20 protein-coding genes are annotated in these 24,789 nt (G+C 47.5%); 9 read left to right on the forward strand and 11 right to left on the reverse strand.

Annotated elements, in window-relative coordinates; all coding sequences use genetic code 11:
- Nucleotides 1–92: 92 nt before the first annotated feature.
- The 8 genes from CPY98_RS06655 (at nucleotide 93) to CPY98_RS06690 (ending at nucleotide 11,574) form a co-directional block, all read left to right on the forward strand.
- On the forward strand, nucleotides 93–1,253 hold the full coding sequence (locus tag CPY98_RS06655) for a YbfB/YjiJ family MFS transporter (RefSeq protein WP_046449831.1): 1,161 nt from the start codon (nucleotides 93–95) through the stop codon (nucleotides 1,251–1,253).
- 161 nt (nucleotides 1,254–1,414) lie between these two features.
- The gene (gene folE, locus CPY98_RS06660; RefSeq protein WP_025800810.1) at nucleotides 1,415–2,077 is read left to right on the forward strand and encodes a GTP cyclohydrolase I FolE; all 663 of its coding nucleotides are present in this window, start codon (nucleotides 1,415–1,417) and stop codon (nucleotides 2,075–2,077) included.
- A 224-nt stretch (nucleotides 2,078–2,301) separates the two neighbouring features.
- Nucleotides 2,302–3,501 carry a DUF418 domain-containing protein YeiB gene (gene yeiB / locus CPY98_RS06665; protein ID WP_096386904.1) on the forward strand — a complete coding sequence of 400 codons (1,200 nt, stop codon included), beginning with the start codon at nucleotides 2,302–2,304 and terminating at the stop codon, nucleotides 3,499–3,501.
- A gap of 258 nt (nucleotides 3,502–3,759) precedes the next feature.
- Entirely contained in the window at nucleotides 3,760–4,758 is a 999-nt protein-coding gene (galS, locus tag CPY98_RS06670; RefSeq protein WP_096386907.1) for an HTH-type transcriptional regulator GalS, read from the forward strand.
- A 335-nt stretch (nucleotides 4,759–5,093) separates the two neighbouring features.
- Nucleotides 5,094–6,092, forward strand: a complete 999-nt coding sequence (gene mglB / locus CPY98_RS06675) for a galactose/glucose ABC transporter substrate-binding protein MglB (RefSeq protein ID WP_043492057.1) — start codon at nucleotides 5,094–5,096, stop codon at nucleotides 6,090–6,092.
- 112 nt (nucleotides 6,093–6,204) lie between these two features.
- Nucleotides 6,205–7,797: a galactose/methyl galactoside ABC transporter ATP-binding protein MglA gene (gene mglA / locus CPY98_RS06680; RefSeq protein ID WP_025800812.1), complete on the forward strand. Its 1,593-nt coding sequence runs from the start codon at nucleotides 6,205–6,207 to the stop codon at nucleotides 7,795–7,797.
- A gap of 46 nt (nucleotides 7,798–7,843) precedes the next feature.
- Nucleotides 7,844–8,854, forward strand: coding sequence for a galactose/methyl galactoside ABC transporter permease MglC (mglC, locus tag CPY98_RS06685; RefSeq protein WP_040045795.1), 1,011 nt, complete (start codon nucleotides 7,844–7,846; stop codon nucleotides 8,852–8,854).
- A gap of 527 nt (nucleotides 8,855–9,381) precedes the next feature.
- On the forward strand, nucleotides 9,382–11,574 hold the full coding sequence (locus tag CPY98_RS06690) for an EAL domain-containing protein (protein WP_096386910.1): 2,193 nt from the start codon (nucleotides 9,382–9,384) through the stop codon (nucleotides 11,572–11,574).
- Between the two features lie 16 nt (nucleotides 11,575–11,590).
- Here the strand turns inward: CPY98_RS06690 and sanA are convergent, their stop codons facing one another.
- From sanA to puuD, 11 genes are all read right to left on the reverse strand, one after another.
- Nucleotides 11,591–12,340 (reverse strand): outer membrane permeability protein SanA, encoded by a 750-nt coding sequence (gene sanA / locus CPY98_RS06695; protein ID WP_025800815.1) that lies wholly within the window; start codon nucleotides 12,338–12,340, stop codon nucleotides 11,591–11,593.
- Nucleotides 12,341–12,558: 218 nt separating this feature from the next.
- Nucleotides 12,559–14,256 carry an NAD-dependent malic enzyme gene (locus CPY98_RS06700; protein WP_043492061.1) on the reverse strand — a complete coding sequence of 566 codons (1,698 nt, stop codon included), beginning with the start codon at nucleotides 14,254–14,256 and terminating at the stop codon, nucleotides 12,559–12,561.
- A 208-nt stretch (nucleotides 14,257–14,464) separates the two neighbouring features.
- Complete coding sequence (gene cdd, locus CPY98_RS06705; protein WP_096386913.1) at nucleotides 14,465–15,349, reverse strand: cytidine deaminase; 885 nt, start codon at nucleotides 15,347–15,349, stop codon at nucleotides 14,465–14,467.
- 182 nt (nucleotides 15,350–15,531) lie between these two features.
- Nucleotides 15,532–16,224 carry a CidB/LrgB family autolysis modulator gene (locus CPY98_RS06710; protein ID WP_038502086.1) on the reverse strand — a complete coding sequence of 231 codons (693 nt, stop codon included), beginning with the start codon at nucleotides 16,222–16,224 and terminating at the stop codon, nucleotides 15,532–15,534.
- The gene (locus tag CPY98_RS06715; protein ID WP_025800819.1) at nucleotides 16,224–16,631 is read right to left on the reverse strand and encodes a CidA/LrgA family protein; all 408 of its coding nucleotides are present in this window, start codon (nucleotides 16,629–16,631) and stop codon (nucleotides 16,224–16,226) included. The genes CPY98_RS06710 and CPY98_RS06715 overlap by 1 nt, the downstream gene beginning before the upstream one ends.
- 146 nt (nucleotides 16,632–16,777) lie before the next feature.
- On the reverse strand, nucleotides 16,778–17,995 hold the full coding sequence (locus CPY98_RS06720; protein ID WP_166493798.1) for an MFS transporter: 1,218 nt from the start codon (nucleotides 17,993–17,995) through the stop codon (nucleotides 16,778–16,780).
- A 251-nt stretch (nucleotides 17,996–18,246) separates the two neighbouring features.
- A complete protein-coding gene (locus CPY98_RS06725; protein ID WP_096386919.1) occupies nucleotides 18,247–18,510 on the reverse strand; it encodes a hypothetical protein in 264 nt (87 codons plus the stop codon).
- 268 nt (nucleotides 18,511–18,778) lie between these two features.
- Nucleotides 18,779–20,059, reverse strand: a complete 1,281-nt coding sequence (locus CPY98_RS06730) for an FAD-binding oxidoreductase (protein ID WP_096386922.1) — start codon at nucleotides 20,057–20,059, stop codon at nucleotides 18,779–18,781.
- Between the two features lie 5 nt (nucleotides 20,060–20,064).
- Entirely contained in the window at nucleotides 20,065–21,561 is a 1,497-nt protein-coding gene (gene puuC, locus CPY98_RS06735) for an aldehyde dehydrogenase PuuC (protein ID WP_096386925.1), read from the reverse strand.
- Between the two features lie 91 nt (nucleotides 21,562–21,652).
- Entirely contained in the window at nucleotides 21,653–22,210 is a 558-nt protein-coding gene (gene puuR / locus CPY98_RS06740; RefSeq protein ID WP_043492070.1) for an HTH-type transcriptional regulator PuuR, read from the reverse strand.
- Nucleotides 22,211–22,222: 12 nt separating this feature from the next.
- Nucleotides 22,223–23,005 (reverse strand): gamma-glutamyl-gamma-aminobutyrate hydrolase, encoded by a 783-nt coding sequence (gene puuD / locus CPY98_RS06745; protein ID WP_038502088.1) that lies wholly within the window; start codon nucleotides 23,003–23,005, stop codon nucleotides 22,223–22,225.
- A 216-nt stretch (nucleotides 23,006–23,221) separates the two neighbouring features.
- Here puuD and CPY98_RS06750 point away from each other — a divergent pair, with 216 nt between their 5' ends.
- Nucleotides 23,222–24,640, forward strand: coding sequence for a glutamine synthetase family protein (locus CPY98_RS06750; protein ID WP_025800826.1), 1,419 nt, complete (start codon nucleotides 23,222–23,224; stop codon nucleotides 24,638–24,640).
- The last annotated feature ends 149 nt before the right edge of the window (nucleotides 24,641–24,789 follow it).

Here is a 24,789-nt window from a genome sequence, read left to right on the forward strand (position 1 = left end):
TCACTTTTTGAGAGTTGTTTGGCAAGGCAATATAACAACAAATTATTTAACAATTATCTATCATCAAGCGTGATAGGGATGGAGATCCTGCAATGGCAGTGCGTATCGCATTAAGCGGCTTTTTAGCCTTAGTTGTGGCAATGGGAATTGGGCGGTTTGCGTTCACGCCTCAGGTTCCGTTGATGATTGCAGAGCATCAGTTTTCACTGACCGGCGCGGGGATTGTGGCCGCGCTGAACTATTTGGGCTATTTGGCCGGTGCTTTTGACGCGATGCGGGCGAGCAGACAGGTTGAGCGGCGATTGCAGCTTGGACTTTGGGGAGCGGTGTTTTTAACTCTGCTTTCAGCCTGTGTCAGCGGTTTTTGGTGGCATAGCTTAATCCGCTTTATGGTTGGCTGGGCGAGCGGATGGGCAATGGTGCTGGTGGCCGCATGGACGAATGAACGTTTGGCTCATTTCGGAAAACCCAATCTTGCTGCCGCGGTGTTTGCCGGTCCTGGGGCCGGTATTTTTATCAGTGGGATGCTATCGGTCGGAATTAGCGCGCTTAATCTCGATGCGGCTCAGGCGTGGCTGGTTTACGGTGTGCTAGCGCTGGTGCTGATTGGTTTTATCGCCCGCTTCTTACCAAGAGCAGGGGAGCTTCATCGCCCTGACGTGCCTGCCCAGCCTTTGGTATTAACGCCCGCACTCAAACGATTGGTGTGGAGCTACAGTCTGGCCGGATTCGGCTATATCTTACCTGCGACGTTTTTATCACAAATGGCTCATGCCCGTTTTCCCGATAGCCTCTTTGCCCAGTTTGTTTGGCCCGTATTTGGTTTTGCCGCGGTGGTGGGGATTGGTTTGGGGATTCTGACGCGCCGCTGGCTGCTGACTCAGCAACGCTTAGCGATCGTACTGTGGATCCAAGCATTAGGCATTGTGTTCACGGAAACGATCCCTGGAGTCAGCGGATTGGTATTCGGTGCATTGCTCACCGGCGGTGGGTTCTTATGTGTTGTTCAACTTTCGCTGCAATATGGCCGCGAGTTAGCGCCTTCGCACATTCGTTATATGGCAGGGTTGCTGACCACCGGTTACGCCGTTGGCCAATTAGTTGGCCCTATGCTTTCGGCTATTTCAACGGCGCTAACGCATCGTTTAGAGCCCGCGTTGTATATTGCTGCAATAGGTTTGCTCGTTGCCGGTGGTTTGGTTTTTCGCACGCAGCCCGTGCTCAGCCCACAAACAGAGCGCTCTGATGGATAACCGCACATTTTATATGCATTAAACAAATGACGGTTTTTCATGTATAGCTGAAAGAGTATCACTGGATAAAGCGTCCGCACTCCACTAAAGTGATGACAAAATTCTGATGTGATCACCATCAAGTTGTGCTCAGAATTAAGATTACCTGCAGGAGAGAATTGATGTCATCGCTAAGCAAAGAAGCAGTTTTGGTTCATACGGCGCTAGAGGCTCGTGGCCTAGAAACTCCCCTGCGAGGGGAAGTGTTAGATCGTGAAATACGTAAACAGCGCATCAAAGAGCACATGACGGAAATCATGCAGTTGCTCAATCTTGATTTATCTGACGATAGCTTGGCGGAAACGCCGCACCGTATTGCCAAAATGTACGTTGATGAGATTTTCTCGGGCTTGGATTATGCGAATTTTCCAAAAATTACCGTCATTGAAAATAAGATGAAGGTTGATGAGATGGTCACGGTGCGAGATATCACGCTAACCAGCACCTGTGAGCACCATTTTGTGACCATCGATGGCAAAGCCACGGTGGCCTATATTCCTAAAGACTGTGTGATTGGCCTGTCGAAAATTAATCGCATCGTGCAATTCTTTGCGCAGCGTCCGCAGGTACAAGAGCGTTTGACCCAGCAAATTTTGGTTGCGCTGCAAACTCTATTGGGAACCAACAACGTTGCGGTATCTATCGATGCCACGCATTACTGCGTGAAAGCCCGCGGTGTGCGTGATGCGACCAGTGCGACGACCACAACCTCGCTCGGCGGGTTGTTTAAATCGAGCCAAAATACTCGTCAGGAGTTTTTGCGCGCGGTACGCCATCACGGCTAGTTGAGCGTGAATAATCGGGTGATTGACTCGAAGTGATACAGCGCCGGCCATGTGCCGGCGTTTTTGTATATCCCCGTCATACTTCAAGCTGCTTACGCGTTGGCTGCACCCGCTCACCCCAGTCACTTACTGGAGTAAGCTGCTGGGGTGAGCAGGGTTGCCGCCTTCAAGCAACTTGAATTATTTTGGGTATAGTTAAAGTACTGTCTATAGGGATCGCCGTTATGCTGCAGCGTTTGCCAAACTCTCAACCGGAAGCGGTGACAAAACCTGCCATGCTGAAAACGCGCATTGGTACACTGGATTTTGTACGCGGGCTGGCGATTCTTTGTATTCTTTTAATGAACATCACCGGTTTTGGTTTACCCAAAGCGGCCTATCTCAATCCTGCCTATAACGGACTACCTGATGGCGCAGATACGCTGACGTGGGGTCTGTTACATGTCTTCGTACAAGGCAAATTTTTAGCCATGTTTGCGCTGCTGTTTGGGGCAGGGCTTCAGCTATTGTTGCCCAAAGGTAAACACTGGCTGCGTGCGCGTTTATCTTGGCTGGTTTTATTCGGACTCATCCATGCCATTTTCTTTTGGGACGGTGACATTTTATTGGCCTACGGCCTGATTGGATTAATCAGTTGGCGAATGATCCGCGATGCTTCTTCAACGCTACAGCTGTTGCGCACCGGTCTGGTGCTGTATGTCATTGGATTAGGGCTGCTGCTACTGCTGGGGTTGATTGCAGGGCCAGAGCCGAGTGCATTTTGGCTGCCGGGATATGCCGCCATTCAGTACGAAGGCATTTGGAAAATACACGGTGGTTGGGAAGCATGGCGTAATCGCAGTGATTTGCTCAGCGCAAATCTGATGGCGCTCGCGGTGCAGTATGGCTGGCAGCTCGCAGGGCTGATGCTGACCGGCGCTGCGTTAATGCGCAGCGGCTGGCTAAGCGGTAGTTTCAGCCAGCGACATTATCGGCGAACCGCGCTTTGGTCGCTGGTGGTGGGATTAGGCATTCAGGTGCCGACCACCTTAGCGCAGTGGCAAAACGGTTGGGAATATCACGTTAGTGGCTATTTGCTTCAGGTGCCTGCCGAACTGACTGCGCCACTCATGATGATCGGTTATGTTTCGCTGATCTATGCATTCTGGCCACAAATCTCACGGCTTAAACTTGCCTTCGCTCTGCGGCAGGTTGGGCGCATGGCGTTGACGAACTATTTGCTGCAAACGCTGCTGTGCACCACGCTGTTTTATCAATTTGCCATGTTTAATCACTGGTCAAGAACGGCATTGCTCTGGGTTGTTCCGGTAGTATGGCTGATTAATGTTCTTTTCTCGATACTTTGGCTGCGTCACTTTAAGCAAGGGCCGGTTGAGTGGTTATGGCGTAAATTAACGGCGCTGGGTACTCAAACAAGAAGTTGAGCAATGACGCCTCACGCGAATATTGACGCGAGAAACACAAATTAAAAGCGTGAGCTGAAGTGAAAGGTTAACGAAATGTATGAAAACGTTTTCTTTCCTGTGACATATTTCACGCAGCAATGATGAAAAACTGGGTAGCATAGCGCGGTCATATCACGTACGTGCTTTCGACTCAGGGATCTCTATGAATGCCATTTGCTGTCCTGCACCATTCCGTGTTTATTTTTATGCTTTTCTTTGCCGTCATGAGCGTTGCGCATGATCACTATTCGTGATGTTGCACGGCTGGCGGGTGTTTCCGTTGCTACCGTATCCCGTGTTTTGAACAATACGGCGATCACCACGCCGGAAACGAAAGCCGTGGTGCAGAGCGCCGTGGCTGAACTCGGCTACCGCCCGAACGCCAACGCGCAGGCGTTAGCAACGCAAAGTAGCGACATGTTGGGTGTGGTGGTGATGGATGTTTCTGACCCGTTCTTTGGTGCGTTAGTTAAAGGCGTTGATGAAGTTGCCCAGCGCGAGCGCAAAAATCTGCTGATTGCCAACAGTTATCACGATGCAGATAAAGAGCGAAAGGCGATAGAAATGCTGATACGCCAGCGCTGCAATGCGTTGATTGTGCATGCAAAGATGTTATCAGACGATGAGCTGGTGGCGTTTATGCAGCAGGTGCCGGGTATGGTGTTGATCAACCGTATCGTTCCAGGCTATGAGCACCGCTGTGTGGGCCTGAATAACTTGGCGGGTGGGCAAATGGCCACGCAGTTGTTGCTGGACAAAGGCCATCGTCGGATTGGCTTTTTGGGTTCAAATCATCAGATTGAAGACCAAATGATGCGGCAGAAAGGGTATGAAACCGCCATGCAATTAGCGGGGATCGAAATCGGTAAAGCGTGGTGCGCCTATGCTTCGCCCGATCTACAAGGTGGGGAAGCCGCAATGGTGGAACTTCTTGGCCGCAATCAGCAGTTGAGTGCCGTGTTTGCCTATAACGACGCTATGGCTGCGGGTGCTTTAGCCGTGTTGAAAGAAAACGGTATTTCTATTCCAGAACAATTTTCTATCGTGGGTTTTGACGATATCCCTATTGCACGCTATACCAGCCCTAAACTGACCACCGTCCGTTATCCTATTGTTTCTATGGCTACTTTAGCCTCTGAGCTGGCGCTTAAGTCCGTTCATCAAACGCCTCTTTCTCCCAACGGTCACTGTTTTATGCCTACCTTAGTGCAGCGCTGGAGCGTGGGTTCTCGATAATTGTGGTGTAGCTCACTTTGTCAGCAGATTGGCCCATGTAACCGTTTTCAATCTGTGAGTTCATTCACAGAATATTAACATAATCGTGTCTATTCTTGTGGCGTTTTCGCTATCACAAATATCAGTCATACGTGCAAATCGCCCTGATACTCTAGGTTTTTCGGGCGTCAAACCTAGAGTGGCTGGGATATTCTAAATGTAAACGATATGTGTATTTTAAACGGTTCGCGTTGGTATTTGTTTTCTTGCCGCAGCGATAGTGGAAACGATAAACAAGGGCGTCTGAAAAATCGGACATCCATGCTGAAATACCCTACATCCAATCGGAGCTTCACATGAATAAGAAGACGTTTACCTTAGCAACTTTGGCGGCCAGCATGATGTTTGGCGTCGCGGCACAGGCGGCAACCACCAATATCGGGGTCACCATCTATAAGTACGACGACAACTTTATGTCCGTGGTACGTAAGGCGTTAGAAAACGATGCTAAGGCTGATCCCAGCGTTAAATTGTTGATGAATGACTCACAAAACGATCAGTCCAAGCAAAACGATCAGGTTGACGTGCTGATGGCGCGTGGCGTGAAAGGATTGGCAATTAACCTCGTCGATCCTGCTGCTGCTCCAACGATTATTGATAAAGCGAAGGCAAACGATGTTCCGGTCGTGTTCTTCAACAAAGAACCCTCTCGTAAGGCGCTGGATAGCTACGACAAAGCGTATTACGTGGGCACCGACTCCAAAGAGTCTGGCATCATTCAGGGTCAGCTGATCGGTAAACACTGGAAAGCCAATCCTAACTGGGATCTGAACAAAGATGGCGTGATTCAGTTCGTCCTGCTGAAAGGCGAGCCGGGCCACCCAGATGCTGAAGCACGTACAACTTACGTGGTGAAAAGCCTGAACGACCAAGGTATTAAAACTCAGCAATTGCAGTTAGATACCGCAATGTGGGATACCGCGCAGGCTAAAGATAAAATGGATGCATGGTTGTCTGGCCCAAATGCGAACAAGATTGAAGTGGTTATCGCCAACAACGATGCTATGGCGATGGGCGCCGTCGAAGCCCTGAAAGCGCATAACAAAACCGCTATTCCAGTGTTTGGCGTCGATGCCCTGCCAGAAGCGCTGGCGTTAGTTAAATCAGGCGCAATGGCCGGTACCGTATTGAACGATGCCAGCAACCAAGCGAAAGCCACCTTCGATTTGACCAAAAATCTCGCCGAAGGCAAGCCAGCGGGTGAAGGCACCAACTGGAAAATTGAAAATAAAATTGTTCGCGTTCCGTATGTCGGCGTCGATCAGGACAATCTGTCTCAGTTTATTAAAAAATAAGCGTCACCTAAGCCTATATAACAATAACTTTTAAGTTTTAAGCCCGATATTGATTGATGGTTCAACCAGAGGCTATCGGGCTTATTCTTTATGTCATTTTCAGGTGGATGTTATGCCAGATAACTCTTTGATGGGTAACTCGTTGACCGACAGCTCTTTGGCAAAAGATCAGATTTCTAATCAAGAGAACGCATCGATAAAACAGGACGATGACGCGTTTTTATTGGAAATGGATAATATCAATAAGTCATTTCCTGGCGTCAAAGCGCTGGATAATGTCAATCTGCGTGTACGACCACACTCCATCCATGCATTAATGGGGGAGAACGGTGCGGGTAAATCCACACTATTAAAATGTTTGTTTGGCATTTACCAGAAAGATTCAGGACGTATTCTTTTTCAGGGAAAAGAGATCAATTTTAAGAGCGCCAAAGAAGCATTGGAACACGGCGTTTCGATGGTGCATCAAGAGCTAAACTTAGTTCTGCAGCGTAACGTGATGGATAATATGTGGCTTGGTCGTTACCCGATGAAAGGGATTTTTGTCGATCAAGATAAGATGTATCAAGATACTAAAGCGATATTCGATGAGCTCGATATTGATATCGATCCGCGCGAAAAAGTGGCCGGATTATCTGTATCCCAAATGCAGATGATTGAAATTGCTAAGGCATTTTCATATAACGCCAAAATTGTGATTATGGATGAGCCCACTTCTTCTTTAACAGAAAAAGAAGTTAATCATCTTTTTACGATTATCCGTAAATTAAAAGATCGCGGATGCGGCATTGTTTATATCTCCCATAAAATGGAAGAGATCTTTAAGCTCTGCGATGAAATAACGATTCTGCGTGATGGTCAGTGGATTGCGACTCAAACCTTAGATGGTATGGGTATGGACCAAATCATTTCCATGATGGTGGGGCGCTCACTAACCCAGCGTTTTCCCGATCGGGTTAATACGCCGGGTAAGGTTATCTTAGAAGTGCGCGAGCTGACGTCGCTTCGCCAGCCTTCAATCCGTGATGTTTCATTTGATTTGCACGAAGGTGAGATCTTAGGTATTGCGGGGCTAGTCGGTGCGAAGCGAACGGATATTGTGGAAACTCTGTTTGGCATACGTGAAAAAGTAAAAGGCACGATCCGCTTGCATGGCAAAGCGATTAATAACCATAGCGCGAACGAAGCGATAAACCATGGTTTTGCTTTAGTGACTGAAGAACGCCGCTCTACCGGTATTTATGCTTATCTTGATATTGGTTTTAACTCGCTTATTTCAAATATTCGTAAGTATAAAAATAAAGTGGGCTTGCTGGATAATCGACGAATGAAAAGCGATACCCAGTGGGTTATTGATGCAATGCGGGTAAAAACGCCAGGGCATCATACGTCTATTGGTTCCCTGTCTGGGGGGAATCAGCAAAAGGTGATTATTGGTCGTTGGTTGTTAACTCAGCCCGAAATACTGATGCTGGATGAACCCACTCGGGGTATTGATGTGGGAGCCAAATTTGAAATTTATCAATTGATGACTGAGCTGGCGAAAAAAGGCAAGGGCATCATTATTATTTCATCAGAAATGCCTGAACTGCTAGGTATTACCGATCGCATATTAGTCATGAGTAATGGCCAAGTTGCCGGTATCGTTGAAACTAAAAGAACATCTCAGAATGAAATTCTGCGATTGGCTTCTTTGCATCTATAAATCCTGCATCGGTAATGTTGCACCTGATATTTTAAGGGTTTCGAATATGAGCGTATTAAATAAAAAAAGCCTGTTTACTTATTTTAAAGAAGGCGGGATTTATGTTGTTTTGTTAGTGCTGCTAGCGATTATTATTTTTCAGGATCCAACATTTTTAAGCCTAATGAACCTGAGTAATATTCTGACTCAGTCATCGGTGCGTATAATTATTGCGCTTGGTGTGGCAGGGCTGATTGTGACGCAGGGTACGGATTTATCTGCTGGGCGTCAGGTTGGTTTGGCTGCCGTGGTTGCGGCAACGCTGTTGCAGTCTATGGATAACGTTAATAAGGTGTTTCCAAATTTAGATACTGTGCCTATTCCATTAGTTATTCTTGTGGTGTGTGCTGTGGGTGCGGTGATTGGTTTAGTAAACGGTTTAATTATCGCCTATCTCAACGTTACGCCGTTTATTACCACCCTTGGTACCATGATTATCGTGTACGGTATTAACTCACTGTATTACGATTATGTAGGGGCTTCTCCTGTAGCGGGTTTTGCGCCGAATTTCTCTAATTTTGCGCAAGGCTTTTTACGCTTCGGGGATTTCAAACTTTCTTATATCACCTTCTATGCGCTGATCGCGGTTGCTTTCGTCTGGGTACTGTGGAACAAAACGCGGTTTGGTAAAAATATCTTTGCTATTGGTGGTAACCCTGAAGCGGCGAAAGTTTCTGGGGTAAACGTACCGCTAAATTTGATTATGGTGTATGCACTGTCTGGCGTGTTCTACGCATTTGGCGGGATGCTCGAAGCTGGGCGTATCGGGAGTGCAACGAATAACCTTGGCTTTATGTATGAGTTGGATGCTATCGCAGCCTGCGTCGTTGGTGGCGTATCCTTCAGCGGCGGTGTAGGAACCGTTATCGGCGTGGTGACTGGGGTTATTATTTTTACTGTAATCAACTATGGTCTGACCTACATTGGTGTTAACCCCTACTGGCAGTATATTATTAAGGGGTCAATTATTATCTTTGCGGTAGCGCTTGATTCTCTGAAGTATGCGAAGAAAAAATAATCTTTTTTTAAAAGCCGAACTTAGGTTCGGCTTTTTGTATTCTGTAAGATATTTCTCGTTTAAATATTGTTTGGAATAAATACCATGATGATAAACGCTATAAGGTTTTTAATTAAATCTTAATAAAAACAATCCACAATCGTTAACATCTTTTCATTTCAAAAAATAATGTCATAGTTGTTAAATATAATTACATTATTAACCTGGCAATAAAAAAAGGATGAACTTGGCTAATTTAAGTCTAGGAACATTCTTGATTGCAATAATAACCCTACATCTTCTAGCTCTTGATATGTAATAATCATTCGTCAGGTTTAACACTTGAATTATTGAGCTAGTAACATAAAGAAACTATGTCTCTTGCTAACTACAGATCAAGGATGTGAGCAGCGCTAAACGGATTTTTCTACGAGAATAGACATTTCTTAAATTATAAACTCATAACTTACGAAATGAACAAGCGTGAGGTTTCATTGTTTGTTTTCTATCTCTGATATTTTTTCTTTCGAAAGAAGCATATCGATACAATGAGAAACACCATTATCAGGCTGCAAGAAATGATTGTTCCGATGCTTATTTGCATCGTATTGCTGCCTTTATCGCGTGAATTGTCGCCTATGGCGAACATTCAAGGGAACGCAATCTTTTTACTTTATCTTCCGTTGGCTTTAGCGATTTCAGTCGTCATGTTATTTGGCATGAAAGGGTTTGCCCCACTGTTTATCGTTTATACTTTTTATTATTCAACTTTAAACATCATGAGCTTGACTGAGGCAGTGGTGCTTTCACTGTGTTACGGACTGCCGCTATGGGGCAGTTTTTGCGTCATGGATCGCATGGTGGGCGTTCGTTGGCGTTATGATATTGATAGTATGACCAGTCGTGCACTAGGCATTCGTATGTTTGTCTTTGGGTTACTGTATCCACTGGCCTGTAAGGGCATGATGCTTGCGTTTGGTTCCGTGCTTGATATGTCACCCGTCATGGAGCGCTATTTTTCATATAAGCTAGATATGTTCGCGGTAGTTAACGTTGAGGCGCTGGTTTTATCTTCAATCGCCATTTCGCCTGCCTATTATTACACTTTGCGAATGTTGCTTAACCGAAACTATGCAAAGAAATTTTTTAACCAGTGTTTACGTGATGCTTTTTCAAGAGAAAAACATTGTGTCACGTTCATTTGGCTAGGGATTTTATTAGGGGCGTTATTTGCCATTTGTTTCCCCGCGCAGCAAAATTTTAACGTAAGTTATTTCATTCCATTATTGTTTATTTTATTTACTTACGGAATATTTAGGTTTGGCCATCGGGTTATTTTACTTATGTGGTCATTCACGTCTCTATGCTTATTTATCTTTAACTCAAATTTCTCTGTTGAACTCAATAGTAGTTATCAGATTGCATTTTTATCGGCTTCATTGATTGCGTTTACGGTTTCCATTTTTTATATGGCCGTGATGTTTAAACGCAGCGAAGTGATGAAACGGGTTTATATGCATCTTGCTCGTATTGATCCGATGGTGGGATTAGCAAATATTCGTTCCTTGAGCGAGTATATCGAAAGCCATCCCAAAGGAACGCTCTGTTTTCTCCGTTTAACAAATTTAGAAGCCTTGAGCCGCTATCATGGGATGATGATGCGGGTTGATACTAAAAGGCGCATTGCGGCGGTGATTAAGCCGCTGCTGAAACCGGGTGAAGATATCTATCAACTGCCTGGCTGTGAGCTACTGCTTTATCTTGATACGACGGATAACGTAAACCGCATTCATCTTATTCGCCAGTGCTTGTGTGATGCAGAGCTAAGCTGGAATGATAATCCCGTCATATTGCGCTATGGCATCGCTTATACCCAGTTTGATGCCACAAAAGAGTCACTGTATACCCGCGTGGGAAAGCTTCATCATCTTTCTGAACGTGCTAGCCTCGAAAATGAGGTTATCAGCTTAGAGGAAAATACGGAATCAATTCGGGAAGAAGTCAGCGAGCGAGTGGTGTGGTTACGGAAAATTACGACGGCGTTGCTTGAAAACCGCCTCGAACTCTATGCACAGCCTATCGTTCATTCCGGAGGAAAGAGTTATTACGAGATTTTGGCTCGTCTTCTCGATAACGGTGAAGTCATCCCGCCGAGTAAATTTATTCCTCTGATTTCTGAGTTTAATTTATGCGCGCAGTTTGATTTGCTGATGGTTGAAAATGTGGTTAAGCATATTAGCGAAGCGAAATTAGACACGAGCAATACCTGTTTCTCAGTTAATTTAATGCCGCTTACATTGATGCAGCGTGATACTGCGCCACGGATTATTGAAATCTTTGAGCATTACCACGTTCGGCCGGAAGCTATTATTTTTGAAATCACCGAAGAACAGCATCTTGTTAACGAGAATATTGAACATTCAACGATCAAAGCGTTACGTGACTACCATTTCAAAATTGCTATTGATGACTTTGGCACGGGATTTTCTAACTATCAGCGTCTGAAATCCTTAAATGCAGACGTCGTGAAAATTGATGGCGTATTTGTCAAAGATATTGTCAATAATTCGCTCGACCAGCTGATTATTAAGTCGATTTGCGATATTGCTCGAGAAAAGAAACTGCAGGTCGTTGCTGAGTATGTTGAGTCTCAAGAACAGCTTGAGATGCTCCAGCAATTAGGCGTGCAGTATTTGCAGGGTTTTTTACTCGGAGAACCTAAGCCGCTAATTTCTTTCTAACCGTTTAATTTTCTAACTATTTAGCCGCTGGTTTCTCAGCGGCTTTTTCTTGCTTTAAAACTTGCTCAAGTTCTTGCAACTGCTCAGGGGAGACCGCTGGATAGCTTTGTGCATCGGCCGATACTTTATGTACTGCGGGAATAGGGATCATTGGGCCAAGAAAACGCGGTTCACGTTTAAGGATATAGAGATCGGTTAACGCACCCAATCGTGCGCCAATTTCCCTTACCCTTATCATCATCATATTTTTCGGAGAGGGTACGGCAAGACACTGAGCCTGTATGCCCATGTGAAGTGCAATAAACAGAGCACGCTCGCAGTGGAAACGTTGCGTGATAATGGTGAAGTCGTTGGTGTCGAAGACTTTGCGTGTGCGAACAATGGAGTCCAGCGTTCTGAATCCGGCATAGTCGAGCACAATATCGCCGTTAGGCACACCGGCATTGATGAGATCGCGACGCATGGTCACCGGCTCGTTGTAGCTCTGAAGCGCATTGTCGCCGCTCAGCAATAGGTAATTCACTTTGTTGCTGTTGTAGGCGTTAAGCGCGCCTTGGATGCGGTAGCGGTAATACTGATTGATGGTTCCAGTACTGACATATTTGGCCGTACCTAAAACCACGCCCACCTGACGATGTGGCAAATCCTGCACGTCTTCGTAAATATACGGCGCAGTTTTCCAGCTAATCCAGCGATCCAGACCAATAGCCGTCACCGCCAGTAAAATAGCGACGGTTAAAATACCGTATATCAGTCGTCTCCACATGATGGTGCCTGCTGCGTCGGTTGTATTTATGCCTAAAGGTGCTTATGTCTACGAGGCTACTTTACCCGCTCAGGCGACGCAAGCAATCTGAGTGGGATTTTCCTAACTTGATGATTTTTTAGACGATGAGAGTGAGTAATTAAAAATAAAGCGTGGTTGTTACACCACGCTTGGGAGATAACTCTAATTGTATTTTACTTAGCGACTGTCACACACTCTTAGAATGAAGTTCGCTTGTAGATACGATACAGAGGCTGCCAGAAGTTATTATCGATCGCTTGTAATAATGCTTCGTCAGAGGTCAACACGGCCACACCTTGTAGCTGTGCTTCTTTGCCCACTTGGAACGCAATGGAGCGTGATACTTGTTGGATATCTTTAACATCAGGCAGTAGTGCACCTGAACCTTGCTGTGCCAGCGGTGAGCAGTCGGCTAAGGCGCGGCTGGCGGCCATGAGCATGCCGTCGGTGACGCGTTTAGCCCCAGAGGCCAGAACACCGAGCCCAATACCAGGGAAGATATAGGAGTTATTGCATTGGGCGATCGGGAAGACCTGATCTTTATAGCTTACCGGCCCGAATGGGCTGCCGGTGGCGACCAGCGCCGCGCCATCGGTCCAGTTAATAATATCTTCTGGACGGGCTTCAACGCGTGACGTTGGGTTCGACAGCGGCATAACGATTGGACGCGCGCAGTGGCTGTGCATTTCACGAATGATTTCTTCAGTAAATAAGCCCGGCTGACCCGAAACGCCGATGAGAACGGTAGGCTTAGCGTTACGCACCACTTCCAACAGTGAAATTGCATCACTTTCTACTTCCCAGTTTGCTAGTGATGTACTTTTTTGCACCAGCTTACTTTGGAACTCGAGCAGGTTTGGTAGCTTATCTGTGAGCAAGCCAAAGCGGTCAACCATAAAGACGCGTTGGCGTGCTTCTTCATCGCTTAAGCCTTCGGATTTCATCTGGGCAATGATCTGCTCGGCGATACCACAACCTGCAGAGCCTGCGCCTAAGAACGTAATAGTTTGATCGCGCAGTTGGCTGCCGGCCGCACGGCTGGCGGCAATCAGGCTACCCAGCGTAACCGCCGCCGTACCTTGAATATCATCGTTGAAACAGCAGAGTTCGTCACGATAACGGTTGAGCAGTGGGGTAGCATTTTTCTGAGCAAAGTCTTCAAACTGCAATAGAACGTTAGGCCAGCGGCGCTTCACGGCCTGAATGAATTCGTCAACGAAGGCATAATATTCATCACCGGAAATGCGTGGGTGACGCCATCCCATATACAGCGGATCGTTCAAGCGCTGTGGATTATTGGTGCCCACATCTAACACGACCGGCAGCGTATAGGCAGGGCTGATGCCGCCACACGCGGTGTACAGTGACAATTTACCGATGGGGATCCCCATGCCGCCGATGCCCTGATCGCCTAGCCCAAGGATACGTTCACCGTCGGTTACAACGATGACTTTCACGTTTTGTTTGGTGGCGTTTTGCAGCATATCGTCGATGCGGTCGCGGTTCGGATAAGAAATGAATAGACCACGGGCGCGACGGTAAATATCAGAGAAATGCTCGCAGGCTTCGCCAACCGTCGGGGTGTAAATGATTGGCATCATTTCACTCAGATGGGCATCAAGCATGCGATAGAACAGGGTTTCGTTAGTATCTTGGATATTGCGTAGGTAGATGTGTTTATCGTTATCGGTTTTGAAATCCTGATACTGGCGATAGGCGCGCTCGGTTTGTTCTTCAATCGTTTCGACGGCCTCAGGCAGCAGGCCGTGTAGGTTGAAGTTGCTGCGTTCTTCTTCGCTAAAGGCGCTGCCTTTATTCAGCAGGGGGAATTCCAGCAGGATCGGGCCTGCGTAGGGGATGTATAACGGACGTTTACTTTCGTATTCCAGTTCCATGGGTAGCACTCTTTATGTCGGGCGGTATATTTTTATCAGAGATTTTAATACGTCATCCCTGCGATCCTAAGAGATACTAATAAGTTGTTCAATGCTTGTTATAGAAAGATGACATTTAGCAGGGAAAGTGCGAGCTAAGTAACACTTTTTTACAGGATTTGGCGAGGAGTGAGAATGCAGGGCCGAATGACCCTGCATTAAAAATAGCTTAAACCTGAACCTGTTCGACTTGAGTGCAGCCTAACGCATGAAGCGTTGCTTGGGTGGCATCCCATTGGGAGAACACGGCATCTTCGGTTTCAACCAATACCGCACGGCGAGTACGCAGCACATCTTTGCCCGAAACGTTCATCAGAATCAGCGCTGCCTGTAACGGCGGCAAGCTTGGGTTAAAGGCCGCATTTTCAGCATAACGTCCGCTGTAAACGCTACCGTCCTCGGCTTCCAGCGCTACGCCGCTATAGGCATGGCTATAAGGCGCATGGCTGCGGTTGGCTGCGTCTAACGCCGCTAAGGTTAGTTCGTCCGCATTTGCCAAACTGAGGTTATGGTTTTCTTCATCCATCAGCAGGGTTTTGATTTCAAGATCGCGCGGTCCAAAAGCGTCTGGTAGGTAATCACCCAGCGTAGCGGCCTGGCGTCCTGGCAAGTTAATCGCCAGTTTGGTGCCGGTATTCAGCTCATTCATAAACTGACGGCAATGACCACAAGGGGTGTAGTTAACCGTGATGGAGGCGAGTGCTTTTTCGCCGCGCAGCCATGCGTGCGTCACCGCGCACTGTTCTGCGTGAATGGTTTGCTGCATCGGCGCACCCAAGAACTCCATATTGGCACCGAAATACAGGTTGCCGCTAACACCGCGCGCAACGGCACCAACGTAAAATTTGGAGATGGGCGCCAGTGAGCATGCGGCGGCCATAGGAAGCAGGGCAAATGCTAATTCGCTGTCGCTCAAGCCGGTAGCCTGTTTCAGACTTTCAACCTGAGAAGCGGTAATCACCGCGTGGAAATCAGCATCATTGATAATCGGTGAGAGCGCCGCCTGCAAAGCGGCTGGCAGTTGGCTGAATGCCGCGTCGTATCGTGCGTGCATGGGGGAGCCTCTTAGTTAGTTACGGGAGAGTATTCTAGGCAACCGATTGGCTTTATTATGTGATTATTATCACTATTTTGATGTAATTAATGTAACGAATGAAAGAAGTGTGAGATGTATCGCGGGTTTTTGTGATTTTTGTTTCTTTTTAGCCTCCCCATGTAGGGGAGGCAACAGTGATATTAGCTAAATAAGTGCAACAGCACAGGGAAGAGGAATGGCGCTAGCAACGAAGTAATAATCCCGCAGATAACCAGAGCCAGTGAGCTGAACGCGCCTTCCTGAAAATCCATCTCGGCGCAGCGTGCGGTGCCAAGGGCATGCGATGCGGTACCCATCGCTAAACCACGCGAGGCTTTAGTGCTGATTTTCATCAGGTTTAATAGAGTATGTCCAAACACGGCTCCCAGAATCCCAACGAAAATAACGCACACCGCGCTGATGGCTGGAATACCACCAATCGACTGTGCAACGGCCATTGCAATTGGCGTGGTCACTGATTTCGGCATTACCGAGGCTGCGATTTCTGGCGATGCACCCATCCACAGAGCAATTGCTGTGCCTGAAATCATGGCGGTAGCGCTGCCGATAAAACAGATAGTGATGATGGATTTCCAGCGTGCGCGGATCTGGTGGATCTGCTCATACAGTGGGAATGCCAATGCCACCACGGCAGGCTGTAGCAAACTGTTCAGCGTTGAGCTGCCTGCAAAATAATGCTCATAAGGAATTTTGAGCAGCAATAGCAATGGAATAATAATTACCATTGATACAAGCAACGGATTCAATAACGGCATGTTTAGCTTTTGAGCAATACGGCGCGCCCCAAAAAAGACTAACAGCGTGAGTGGTAACGACCACCAAATATAAGCCATTATTTTTTCTCCTCGCTGCCGTCGGTAGCCTCACCAATGATACGTTCGCGATGCACCATATGAGAGCTATAAGCAACGACAACCATAATAATCAAAGTACTAATGAGGCACGATACGACGATAGGACCAAACTGCTTGGTTAATACGTCGTAGTACTGCATCACGCCAACGCCGATCGGGACGAACAACAGCGCCATATAGCGGATTAAAATATTACAACCAGGCTTTACCCATTTTGCTGGCATGATTTGTGATGCCAGCAGGGCAAATAAGATCAGCATGCCAATAATGCTGCCTGGAATTGTGATTGGCAGCAGCGTTGAGATGGCATTCCCTGCAAACAAACACAGGTAAATTAATATGAAAGCTCTCAAATACTGCCAGCAAACTGAAAATGCTTTTGACATCAGTGAATACCTAAGAAAGAAAACGCATTCATCATACAATTAAAATCAGAAATGTGCTACCGATCACATCATGAAAACAAGTTATCGCAATTATGCCGTTTGTGAAGGTTTTCAGTTAGGAGCCCATATAGGAGTAAGAGCCCGTATCAGATGAGATCTTCGGAAGCGTGGTTAGATGCGCCCGACAGTCTATAGCCGTACCAGAAAAATACTAGACCAAAAAGTGATATAGCGACCAGTACGTAGAAAAGCGTAGTCGGCGGGGTGAAAGAGAGCAAAAAACCGCACAGTATGGGATTCACCGCACCGCCTAAATTAGCCAAGTTTTGCACCCCGTAGTAACTGCCTTTCAAATGCGCTGGCGCAATAAAATCAATAAATAGGTATTCAACCGGTATCACAATGACTTCACCAAGGGTGAAGATCGCCATGGCGACCATCCAGAGAGGAATGGAGCGCTCAGCCAAAGCAAAACCGATGAGTCCTAGACAGAAAAAGAGGGTGCCAAATATCAGCCAGCGCAACAGATTTTCTTTATTCATGTTGCGGCTGAGCAAATACTGCAAGCCGATGACGACGGTTGCGTTTATCGTCATCACTGAGCCAATCACCTGATAAGCAAACTGCGCGTTGCTGACGGTGATTAAATACTGGGATAAGTAGCCGGTGAACTGTCCTGCAACCACTGCGCCCATGGTGCTGCCAAGCGTAAAAAAGATTAGCCGGCGGTCGTGGCTTAAGACTTTAAAAGTAGCACTAAAAGTAAGTCGCTGGTCGGTAAATACGGTATCACCGTTCGCAGGCGGAAGTCCGTAGCTATCTAGGCGCAGCCAAAGGGTGAGTCCAACGAGAAAGGCTAGTAGGCCAGAGAGAAAAAACGGCAGCATGGGATAGAACGACGCTGCGAAAACACCGAGCGCAGGGCCCGCGGCCCAGCCAACATTCACTAACGTATAATTCATCGAAAAGCCGCGAATGCGTTCACTTACCGGTAGCCATTCGGCAAAGCAGGCTTTAATGGCAATGCTAAAAATAGAATAAGCGGCGTGCAACAGCGCCAATACGGGCACCATCCAGAGCACGTCGTTAAGCCATGGCATAATGCAAAACGTTAGAGTAAATAGAGCAATGCTGATAATCATTAAACGATGTTTATCAAATTTATCAACCAGATAGCCACCGTAAAAGCTTGCAGTAATGCCTAGTGCAAGACTGACACCTAAGACCAGCCCCACACTCTCAGGCTCAAGATGAAAGTGCTCGGTCATATAGATAGTTATAAAGGGCAGTGTAATGGCGCGCCCTATGGTTAATATGAGTGACGACATCAACAGTAGGGTAATTAGTGGTGGGAATCCTTTCAGCCTCATATATTGATGTCTTACTCTATGTAGTTTACGCATGGTAAAGGAAATGAACGATAGCTACTGATTGTATTAGAAAAAACAGTGTCGGGTAGTCTAAACAATAAATTCAGCGAGTTATTTATAATTAATGACTCGTTTAGCGATCAATGACTGCTATAAACCAGAAATCGTAAAGAAAATACTGAAGGGAAAAATAAGCACCTTTAAGAAATTCAATGGCAATCCATTACCATTGTTTTCTATGTGGCTTATGGGTGCTCGGCAACGAGTCTGGCTTGTTCAGACCATGCGTGGAGCTGCTTTGTATAGATAAACTTTATGGAGGGAAAAGGCTCTAATGGGCTATTCACCGCGATGTAAACCAAACATGGGTAGTTTTCAGGCTGGGATTTATTAGCAAAATCAAGTAATTCACTTTCATCGACTAAAGGTTCTGAGTTAGCGTCAAAATCATAAAAAAAAGAGCTGACAATCCATTTGTAATATTCATCATAATTATATATTAACTGCATAATATTCCTCTCTTTTAAGTATATAAATGCAGTTTTATATTTTGTTTTTTTAAGCGCTTAAATGCCAGCGCTATTTTCATTATTTACATTTTAATAGTATCAGGTTGTAATAAAAGTGTTTAAATAAACAAATGAAATGAAGGTTAAAGAAAACTGTGAGGGAAATAGTTTAGACGTTTTAGGGGCGATATTAATGATGATGAAATATGTTTAATGGGGAAATACAAGAGCCTATAAGACTCTTGTATTTGTGTGGGTAACGAAATAATTACACGCCTAACCGATCACGGATTGTATAATAGGCGGCGCCGATGGCGGTGAATGGAATTTGTAAATTTCGTCCGCCAAAGAATGGAAGGTGAGGAAGTTTAGCAAAGGCATCAAAGCGCTCAGCGTCACCACGTAGCACCTCTGAAATCAGCTTCCCAGCCAGATGGGTACAGGTCACGCCATGTCCACTGTAGCCTTGCATGTAGTAAATGTTATTCTCCAGTCGACCAAACTGCGGCATGCGCGATAGGGTCAGCAGGAAGTTACCTGTCCAGCGATAATCAATTTTCACGCCTTTCAATTGTGGGAAAGTTTTCAGCAGTTTTGGCACGATGAGATTATCAATGTCGTCTGGGTCACGTGCACCGTAAACTACGCCGCCGCCATACAATAAACGGTTATCACCGGTGACACGGTAGTAGTCTAAAAGATAGTTACAATCTTCCACGCAGTAGTCTTTCGGAATTAATGAGGCAGCGACGTCGGCTTGCAGAGGCTCAGTGGTCACGATTTGAGTGCCACATGGCATGCTACGGCGCGCTAATTCGGGTTCAACTTTATTTCCCAGATAGGCATTCCCCGCCACAATGACATATTTCGCCTGTACTTGACCTTTTTCAGTGATCACCGTGGCAGGCGTGCCATGCTTAATTTTGACGACCGGAGATTGCTCGAAGATGCGTCCACCTTGCATGCGGATCGCTTCTGCTTCACCCAGCGCTAAATTGAGAGGGTGAATATGACCACCGCTGTGATCCAATAATCCCCCTACGTAGCGATCGGAGGCGATCTCTTCACGCACGCGATCTGAATCTAAAAGCTCAAGCTGGGTATTGCCATAGCGTTCCCAGTGGGCTTTTTGTTCGATGAGCGTGTGGTATTGCTTGTTGTTGAGTGCAACGAAAATGCCGCCGGGCTTGTAATCACAGTCGATGGCGTAGCGTTTGATACGTTGGCGAATAATTTCTGCACCTTCAAACATCATGCTGCCCAGCATTTTGGCGGTGTCCATGCCGTAGAGCTGTTCAATAACGTCAATATCGCGGCTGTAGGAGTTGACCAACTGGCCACCGTTACGTCCGCTGGCACCAAAGCCAATGCGAGCTGATTCTAATAAAACAACGTCATATCCCGCTTCAACGAGGTGCAGTGCGGAAGAAAGGCCGGTATAACCACCGCCGACGATACACACATCACATTGAACCGATTCGGTTAGCTGCGGATAAGGCGCGTGTGGATTCGCGCTGGCGGCATAATAGCTATTTGCATGTTCAGTCATGATATTTACTCCAGCGAGATCCAGATAGTTTTCAATTCGGTGAATTTTTCTAGGGCGTGCAGTGATTTATCGCGACCGTTGCCGCTCTGCTTATAGCCACCAAACGGCACGGTCATATCGCCATCGTTGTAGTTATTAACGAATACCGAACCTGCTTTCAGGCGGCGCGACATACGATGAGCTTTAGACAAATCACGAGTCCAGATGGCTGCACCTAGGCCATAATCACTGTCGTTTGCCAGCGTGAGCGCTTCCTGTTCGGTGGTGAAGGTGGTGACAGCAAGCACTGGGCCAAAGATTTCTTCACGCGCAATGCGCATAGAGTTGCGCACTTCGGTAAAAATGGTGGGGCCGAGATAGCTACCATGCTCACCCTGCGGGTGATCGCGACCATCGAGATAGAGGTTCGCACCTTCAGCCAGTCCGGCCGCGATGTATTCATTCACTTTTTCACAATGGTCTGCATCGATAAGTGTGCCCATCACGGTTTCAGGATCGAGTGGGTTACCCGGTCTGAAGGCCTGAGCCTGTTCGCGCAAAATAGTGAGGAATTCGTCTTTAATACTTTCTTCCACCAGCAGACGTGTGCCTGCGATACACACTTGGCCTTGGTTGTAGAAAATACCGGCCGCCGCATTAGCTGCGGCTTTTTGCAGATCGGGACAATCGGCAAAAACAATATTGGCGCTTTTGCCGCCAGCTTCGAGCCAAACGCGCTTCATATTGGAATCCCCCGCGTCTTTCAACAACTGTTTGGCGGTGCGCGTGGATCCGGTAAATGTCAGTACGTCGACGTCAGGATGGCGCGAGAGAGCCTGCCCTGCGCCTTGGCCAAAGCCTGCGATCACGCTGAGTACGCCGTCTGGCAAACCCGCCTCTTTGGCTAAACCCGCGATGCGTAAGGCGGTTAACGGGGATTTCTCTGACGGTTTTAAAATAACGCTGTTACCCGCGGCTAAGGCGGGGCCGAGTTTCCAGCAGGCTAACAGCAGAGGGAAGTTCCAAGGAACGATGGCGGCGACAACGCCAACGGGTTCACGTTCGATTAACGCAAGGACATCTTGAGCCGTTGGGGCAATTTCGCCATACACTTTATCAATGGCTTCGGCGTACCAACGCAGAGAGCGAATGGCGCCAGGAATATCATCACGTAGGCTGTGGCGAATAGGCTTGCCAGTATCCAGTGTTTCCAGCAGCGCCAACTCCTCGTGATGCTGTTCCATTAAATCAGCCAGCTTCATCAGCGTTGCTTTGCGTTTTGCCGGAGGGGAGCGTGACCAATCCCCACGCTCAAAAACTTCACGCGCTGCGCTAACGGCCTGATTCACATCATGCTCATCTCCCTGAGCGACGCGAACCAGCTCACGCTGACCCGCCGGATCTTCCACGGCAAACTGTGCGCCATCGGCGGCCTGCTGATAACGGCCATTAATAAACAGTCGGTTCTCAATCTCTAGGGCGCGAGCCCGTTGCTGCCAGTACTGCAAATCGTGAAAGTCCATGCGTTCCCCTTAATTCCCTTCGACATGGCATTGCAGAGCGTGAACGGCAATGCCAACGGCGTCGGGTTTTATCTATATCTCGACATAGGCGTCAGAATGTTGTGGGTGTATGGGCGCTGATAATTCGACATATACGCGCCGACGTATTACTGAAGCTATGTGGAATGCCGGTATTAATGGCATAACTTTGTCCGGCTTCTAGGTGATAAATCTGACCGTTGATCGTCAGCATCACTTCCCCTTCCAACAAGGTGCCGATCTCTTCACCCTGATGTTTGATGCGTTCACCGGTTGTGGTGCCGGGTTCATAAGTTTCAATCATCATGGCCAGCGTGCGGTTCGGGTTACCGTTATGAATGAGCTTCATGGAAACCCCTTGGCTGCCAATTTCGATCAAGTCTTCGGCGTTAATCACAACCTGTGGTTCATCTGGTTTTTCCTGTTCGGCAAAAAACTCCGACAGTGACAACCCATAGACCTTGAGCAGTTTTTGCAAGGTGCTAATCGCTGGGCTGACTTTATCTTGTTCGATGGTGCTAATAGCACTGTGCGTTAATCCAGACAGTTCAGCTGCCCTGCGCTGTGACAATCCCAATTGTTGACGGATATGTGACAGGCGTTTTCCTGGCGCCAAGCTGACATCGCTCATATGCATATTTCCTTATTGATAGTTCTTATCAGGCTGGCTGTTTTTTTCAGCACTGGCTTTCTGACAAGCGGTGATAAAACCTTCAAACAACAAGCGGGATAGGGCGTATTCATCGCTATTCCATTCAGGATGCCACTGCACGCCCAAGGCGAATGGGTGATCGTGAACGCTAACGGCTTCTACTAAACCATCAGATGCCTTGGCTTCAATGCGTAGTCGTGGCCCCAGCGTTTTGGCACCTTGACCATGCAATGAGTTAACCCAGAACTTGTTGCAACCCGGTACTAATTGTGAAAGCAAACCCCCTGCCTGTACCAGCACTTCATGAGAGGGGGCATATTGTTGCTCCAGCGGAAGCTCTGGATCTTCGCGGTGCTCCAGTAACTCCGGCTGTTCATAGAGGCGGCGATAGAGCGTGCCACCGGTTGCCACCACCATTTCCTGTAACCCTCGGCAGATGGCGAAAAGGGGAATGCGCCTTTCGAGTGCGATGCTAATCAGCGCCATACTCAAACTATCACGCCCAGGATCGGCGTCAGGCTCATCGCCGTTTTCACCATATAGGTGCGGCTGCACATTGCTTGGGCTGCCCGGCAGCATAATGCCGTCCAGATGGGGGAGAAGCGATTCCAACAATTCAGGTTCAGACAGTGCGTGTGGCAAGGCCACCGGAAGTCCGCCCGCGTTCAATACGGCATTTAGGTACTTTTCTTGCAAGGTCTGCGTTAGGTGCCCGTGCACCCTGTTCCTACACATGACGACGCCAATCACCGGCCTGTTAAATATATTGCCCATACCACCCTCTCCGCTTGGTCTAAATTATGAACACATTGCTTCCATACAGCGCTTTTCCGTTCAATATTTTCTCAATCTAGCAGTGGTAAGCGTAATATTCAAACTAATTGCAACACTTGCGAAACATTTTGTTTGCATCTACATTTCAATTGTGGACATTATATCGAGCAGTCCAAACGGTCAGATCCACGGTCTTCAATCAATGGCGGGTGAATCATGCAAACCAATATCGTAGAAGTTGAAAACTTTGTTCAGCACAGTGAAGAGAGACGAAGTAGCGCGTTCCAACGCGAAGTAAAAAATTACTTGGAACGCTATCCCTCCACGCAGCACGTCGATGTACTCCTTACCGACCTTAATGGTTGCTTCCGTGGAAAGCGTATTCCTGTTGCTGGGCTGAAAAAGCTTGAGAAAGGCTGCTATTTCCCCGCGTCGGTGTTTGCGATGGATATTTTGGGCAACGTGGTTGAAGAGGCCGGATTAGGCCAAGAGCTCGGAGAGCCCGATCGCACCTGTATCCCGGTACTGGGATCGTTAACGCCATCGGCGGCTGACCCAGAATTTATCGGTCAGGTTTTACTGACCATGCTGGATGAAGATGGTACTCCCTTTGACGTTGAGCCACGTAACGTGCTGAATAATGTCTGGCAGCAGCTACGCCAGCGTGGATTATTCCCCGTGGTAGCGGTAGAGCTGGAGTTCTATCTCATCGATCGACAACGCGACGCCGAAGGATACCTTCAGCCGCCATGTGCGCCAGGGACTCAGGAGCGTAATACACAAAGTCAGGTATATTCCGTTGATAACCTGAATCACTTTGCCGACGTGTTAAGCGATATTGATGAACTGGCGAAATTACAACAAATCCCAGCCGATGGTGCGGTAGCCGAAGCGTCCCCAGGACAGTTCGAAGTTAACCTGAACCACACTGATAACGTCTTACTGGCCTGTGACCATGCGCTTTCGTTAAAGAGACTGGTACGCATGGTGGCAGAGAATCACGACATGCACGCCACTTTTATGGCGAAGCCTTATGAAGAGTATGCGGGCAGCGGTATGCATATCCATATCAGTATGCTCGATAGTAAAGGCCAAAACGTTTTTGCTGATGATGATGGTGAAGATTCGGCATTATTGAAGAAAGCACTCGCGGGCATGATGGAACTGATGCCAGCATCTATGGCGTTGTTAGCGCCTAACGTCAATGCGTTCCGCCGCTTCCAACCGGGCATGTATGTACCGACTCAGGCATCTTGGGGCCACAACAACCGTACCGTTGCATTGCGCATTCCGTGTGGCGATCGCGACAGCCACCGTGTTGAATATCGTGTTGCAGGTGCTGATGCCAACCCGTATCTGGTGATGGCAACGGTGCTTGCGGGCATTTTGCACGGGTTGGATAACACACTTACGCTGGCAGAACCTATCACCGGTAACGGTATTGAGCAAGACGGCCTGCCATTCCCAATTCGCCAAAGTGATGCTCTGTATGAATTTGAAGAACAGCAAGCGCTGCGCTCGCTGCTTGGAGAGCGTTTCAGCCACGTTTACCACGCCTGTAAAACCGATGAGCTTATTCAGTTTGAACGTATGGTGACTGACACTGAGATCGACTGGATGTTGAAGAACGCCTAATACCCTTTATCTTTCAAATTGAAAGGTGCTGCAAGACCCCCTCCCAACCTCCCCCTTGTCAGGGGGAGGGGCTGAAAATGCGTATTTTTGCAGAAACAGCGTGTTTACACGGAGTGCTCCCTCCCCTGATAAGGGGAGGGTTGGGGTGG

Origin of the sequence: Hafnia sp. CBA7124, from assembly GCF_002355555.1 — a bacterium.
Lineage (GTDB): Bacteria > Pseudomonadota > Gammaproteobacteria > Enterobacterales > Enterobacteriaceae > Hafnia > Hafnia alvei.

Coding starts and splice junctions, on each gene's coding strand:
- puuR (WP_043492070.1), bottom strand. CDS start 22,210: ATGAGCGATGTCAGCTTGGCGCCAGGAAAACGCCTGTCACATATCCGT.
- sanA (WP_025800815.1), bottom strand. CDS start 12,340: ATGTGGAGACGACTGATATACGGTATTTTAACCGTCGCTATTTTACTG.
- CPY98_RS06690 (WP_096386910.1), top strand. CDS start 9,382: ATGAGAAACACCATTATCAGGCTGCAAGAAATGATTGTTCCGATGCTT.
- CPY98_RS06750 (WP_025800826.1), top strand. CDS start 23,222: ATGCAAACCAATATCGTAGAAGTTGAAAACTTTGTTCAGCACAGTGAA.
- CPY98_RS06655 (WP_046449831.1), top strand. CDS start 93: ATGGCAGTGCGTATCGCATTAAGCGGCTTTTTAGCCTTAGTTGTGGCA.
- folE (WP_025800810.1), top strand. CDS start 1,415: ATGTCATCGCTAAGCAAAGAAGCAGTTTTGGTTCATACGGCGCTAGAG.
- galS (WP_096386907.1), top strand. CDS start 3,760: ATGATCACTATTCGTGATGTTGCACGGCTGGCGGGTGTTTCCGTTGCT.
- puuD (WP_038502088.1), bottom strand. CDS start 23,005: ATGGGCAATATATTTAACAGGCCGGTGATTGGCGTCGTCATGTGTAGG.
- CPY98_RS06715 (WP_025800819.1), bottom strand. CDS start 16,631: ATGTCAAAAGCATTTTCAGTTTGCTGGCAGTATTTGAGAGCTTTCATA.
- CPY98_RS06730 (WP_096386922.1), bottom strand. CDS start 20,059: ATGACTGAACATGCAAATAGCTATTATGCCGCCAGCGCGAATCCACAC.
- mglC (WP_040045795.1), top strand. CDS start 7,844: ATGAGCGTATTAAATAAAAAAAGCCTGTTTACTTATTTTAAAGAAGGC.
- CPY98_RS06725 (WP_096386919.1), bottom strand. CDS start 18,510: ATGCAGTTAATATATAATTATGATGAATATTACAAATGGATTGTCAGC.
- mglA (WP_025800812.1), top strand. CDS start 6,205: ATGCCAGATAACTCTTTGATGGGTAACTCGTTGACCGACAGCTCTTTG.
- yeiB (WP_096386904.1), top strand. CDS start 2,302: ATGCTGCAGCGTTTGCCAAACTCTCAACCGGAAGCGGTGACAAAACCT.
- CPY98_RS06700 (WP_043492061.1), bottom strand. CDS start 14,256: ATGGAACTGGAATACGAAAGTAAACGTCCGTTATACATCCCCTACGCA.
- cdd (WP_096386913.1), bottom strand. CDS start 15,349: ATGCACGCACGATACGACGCGGCATTCAGCCAACTGCCAGCCGCTTTG.
- CPY98_RS06710 (WP_038502086.1), bottom strand. CDS start 16,224: ATGGCTTATATTTGGTGGTCGTTACCACTCACGCTGTTAGTCTTTTTT.
- puuC (WP_096386925.1), bottom strand. CDS start 21,561: ATGGACTTTCACGATTTGCAGTACTGGCAGCAACGGGCTCGCGCCCTA.
- mglB (WP_043492057.1), top strand. CDS start 5,094: ATGAATAAGAAGACGTTTACCTTAGCAACTTTGGCGGCCAGCATGATG.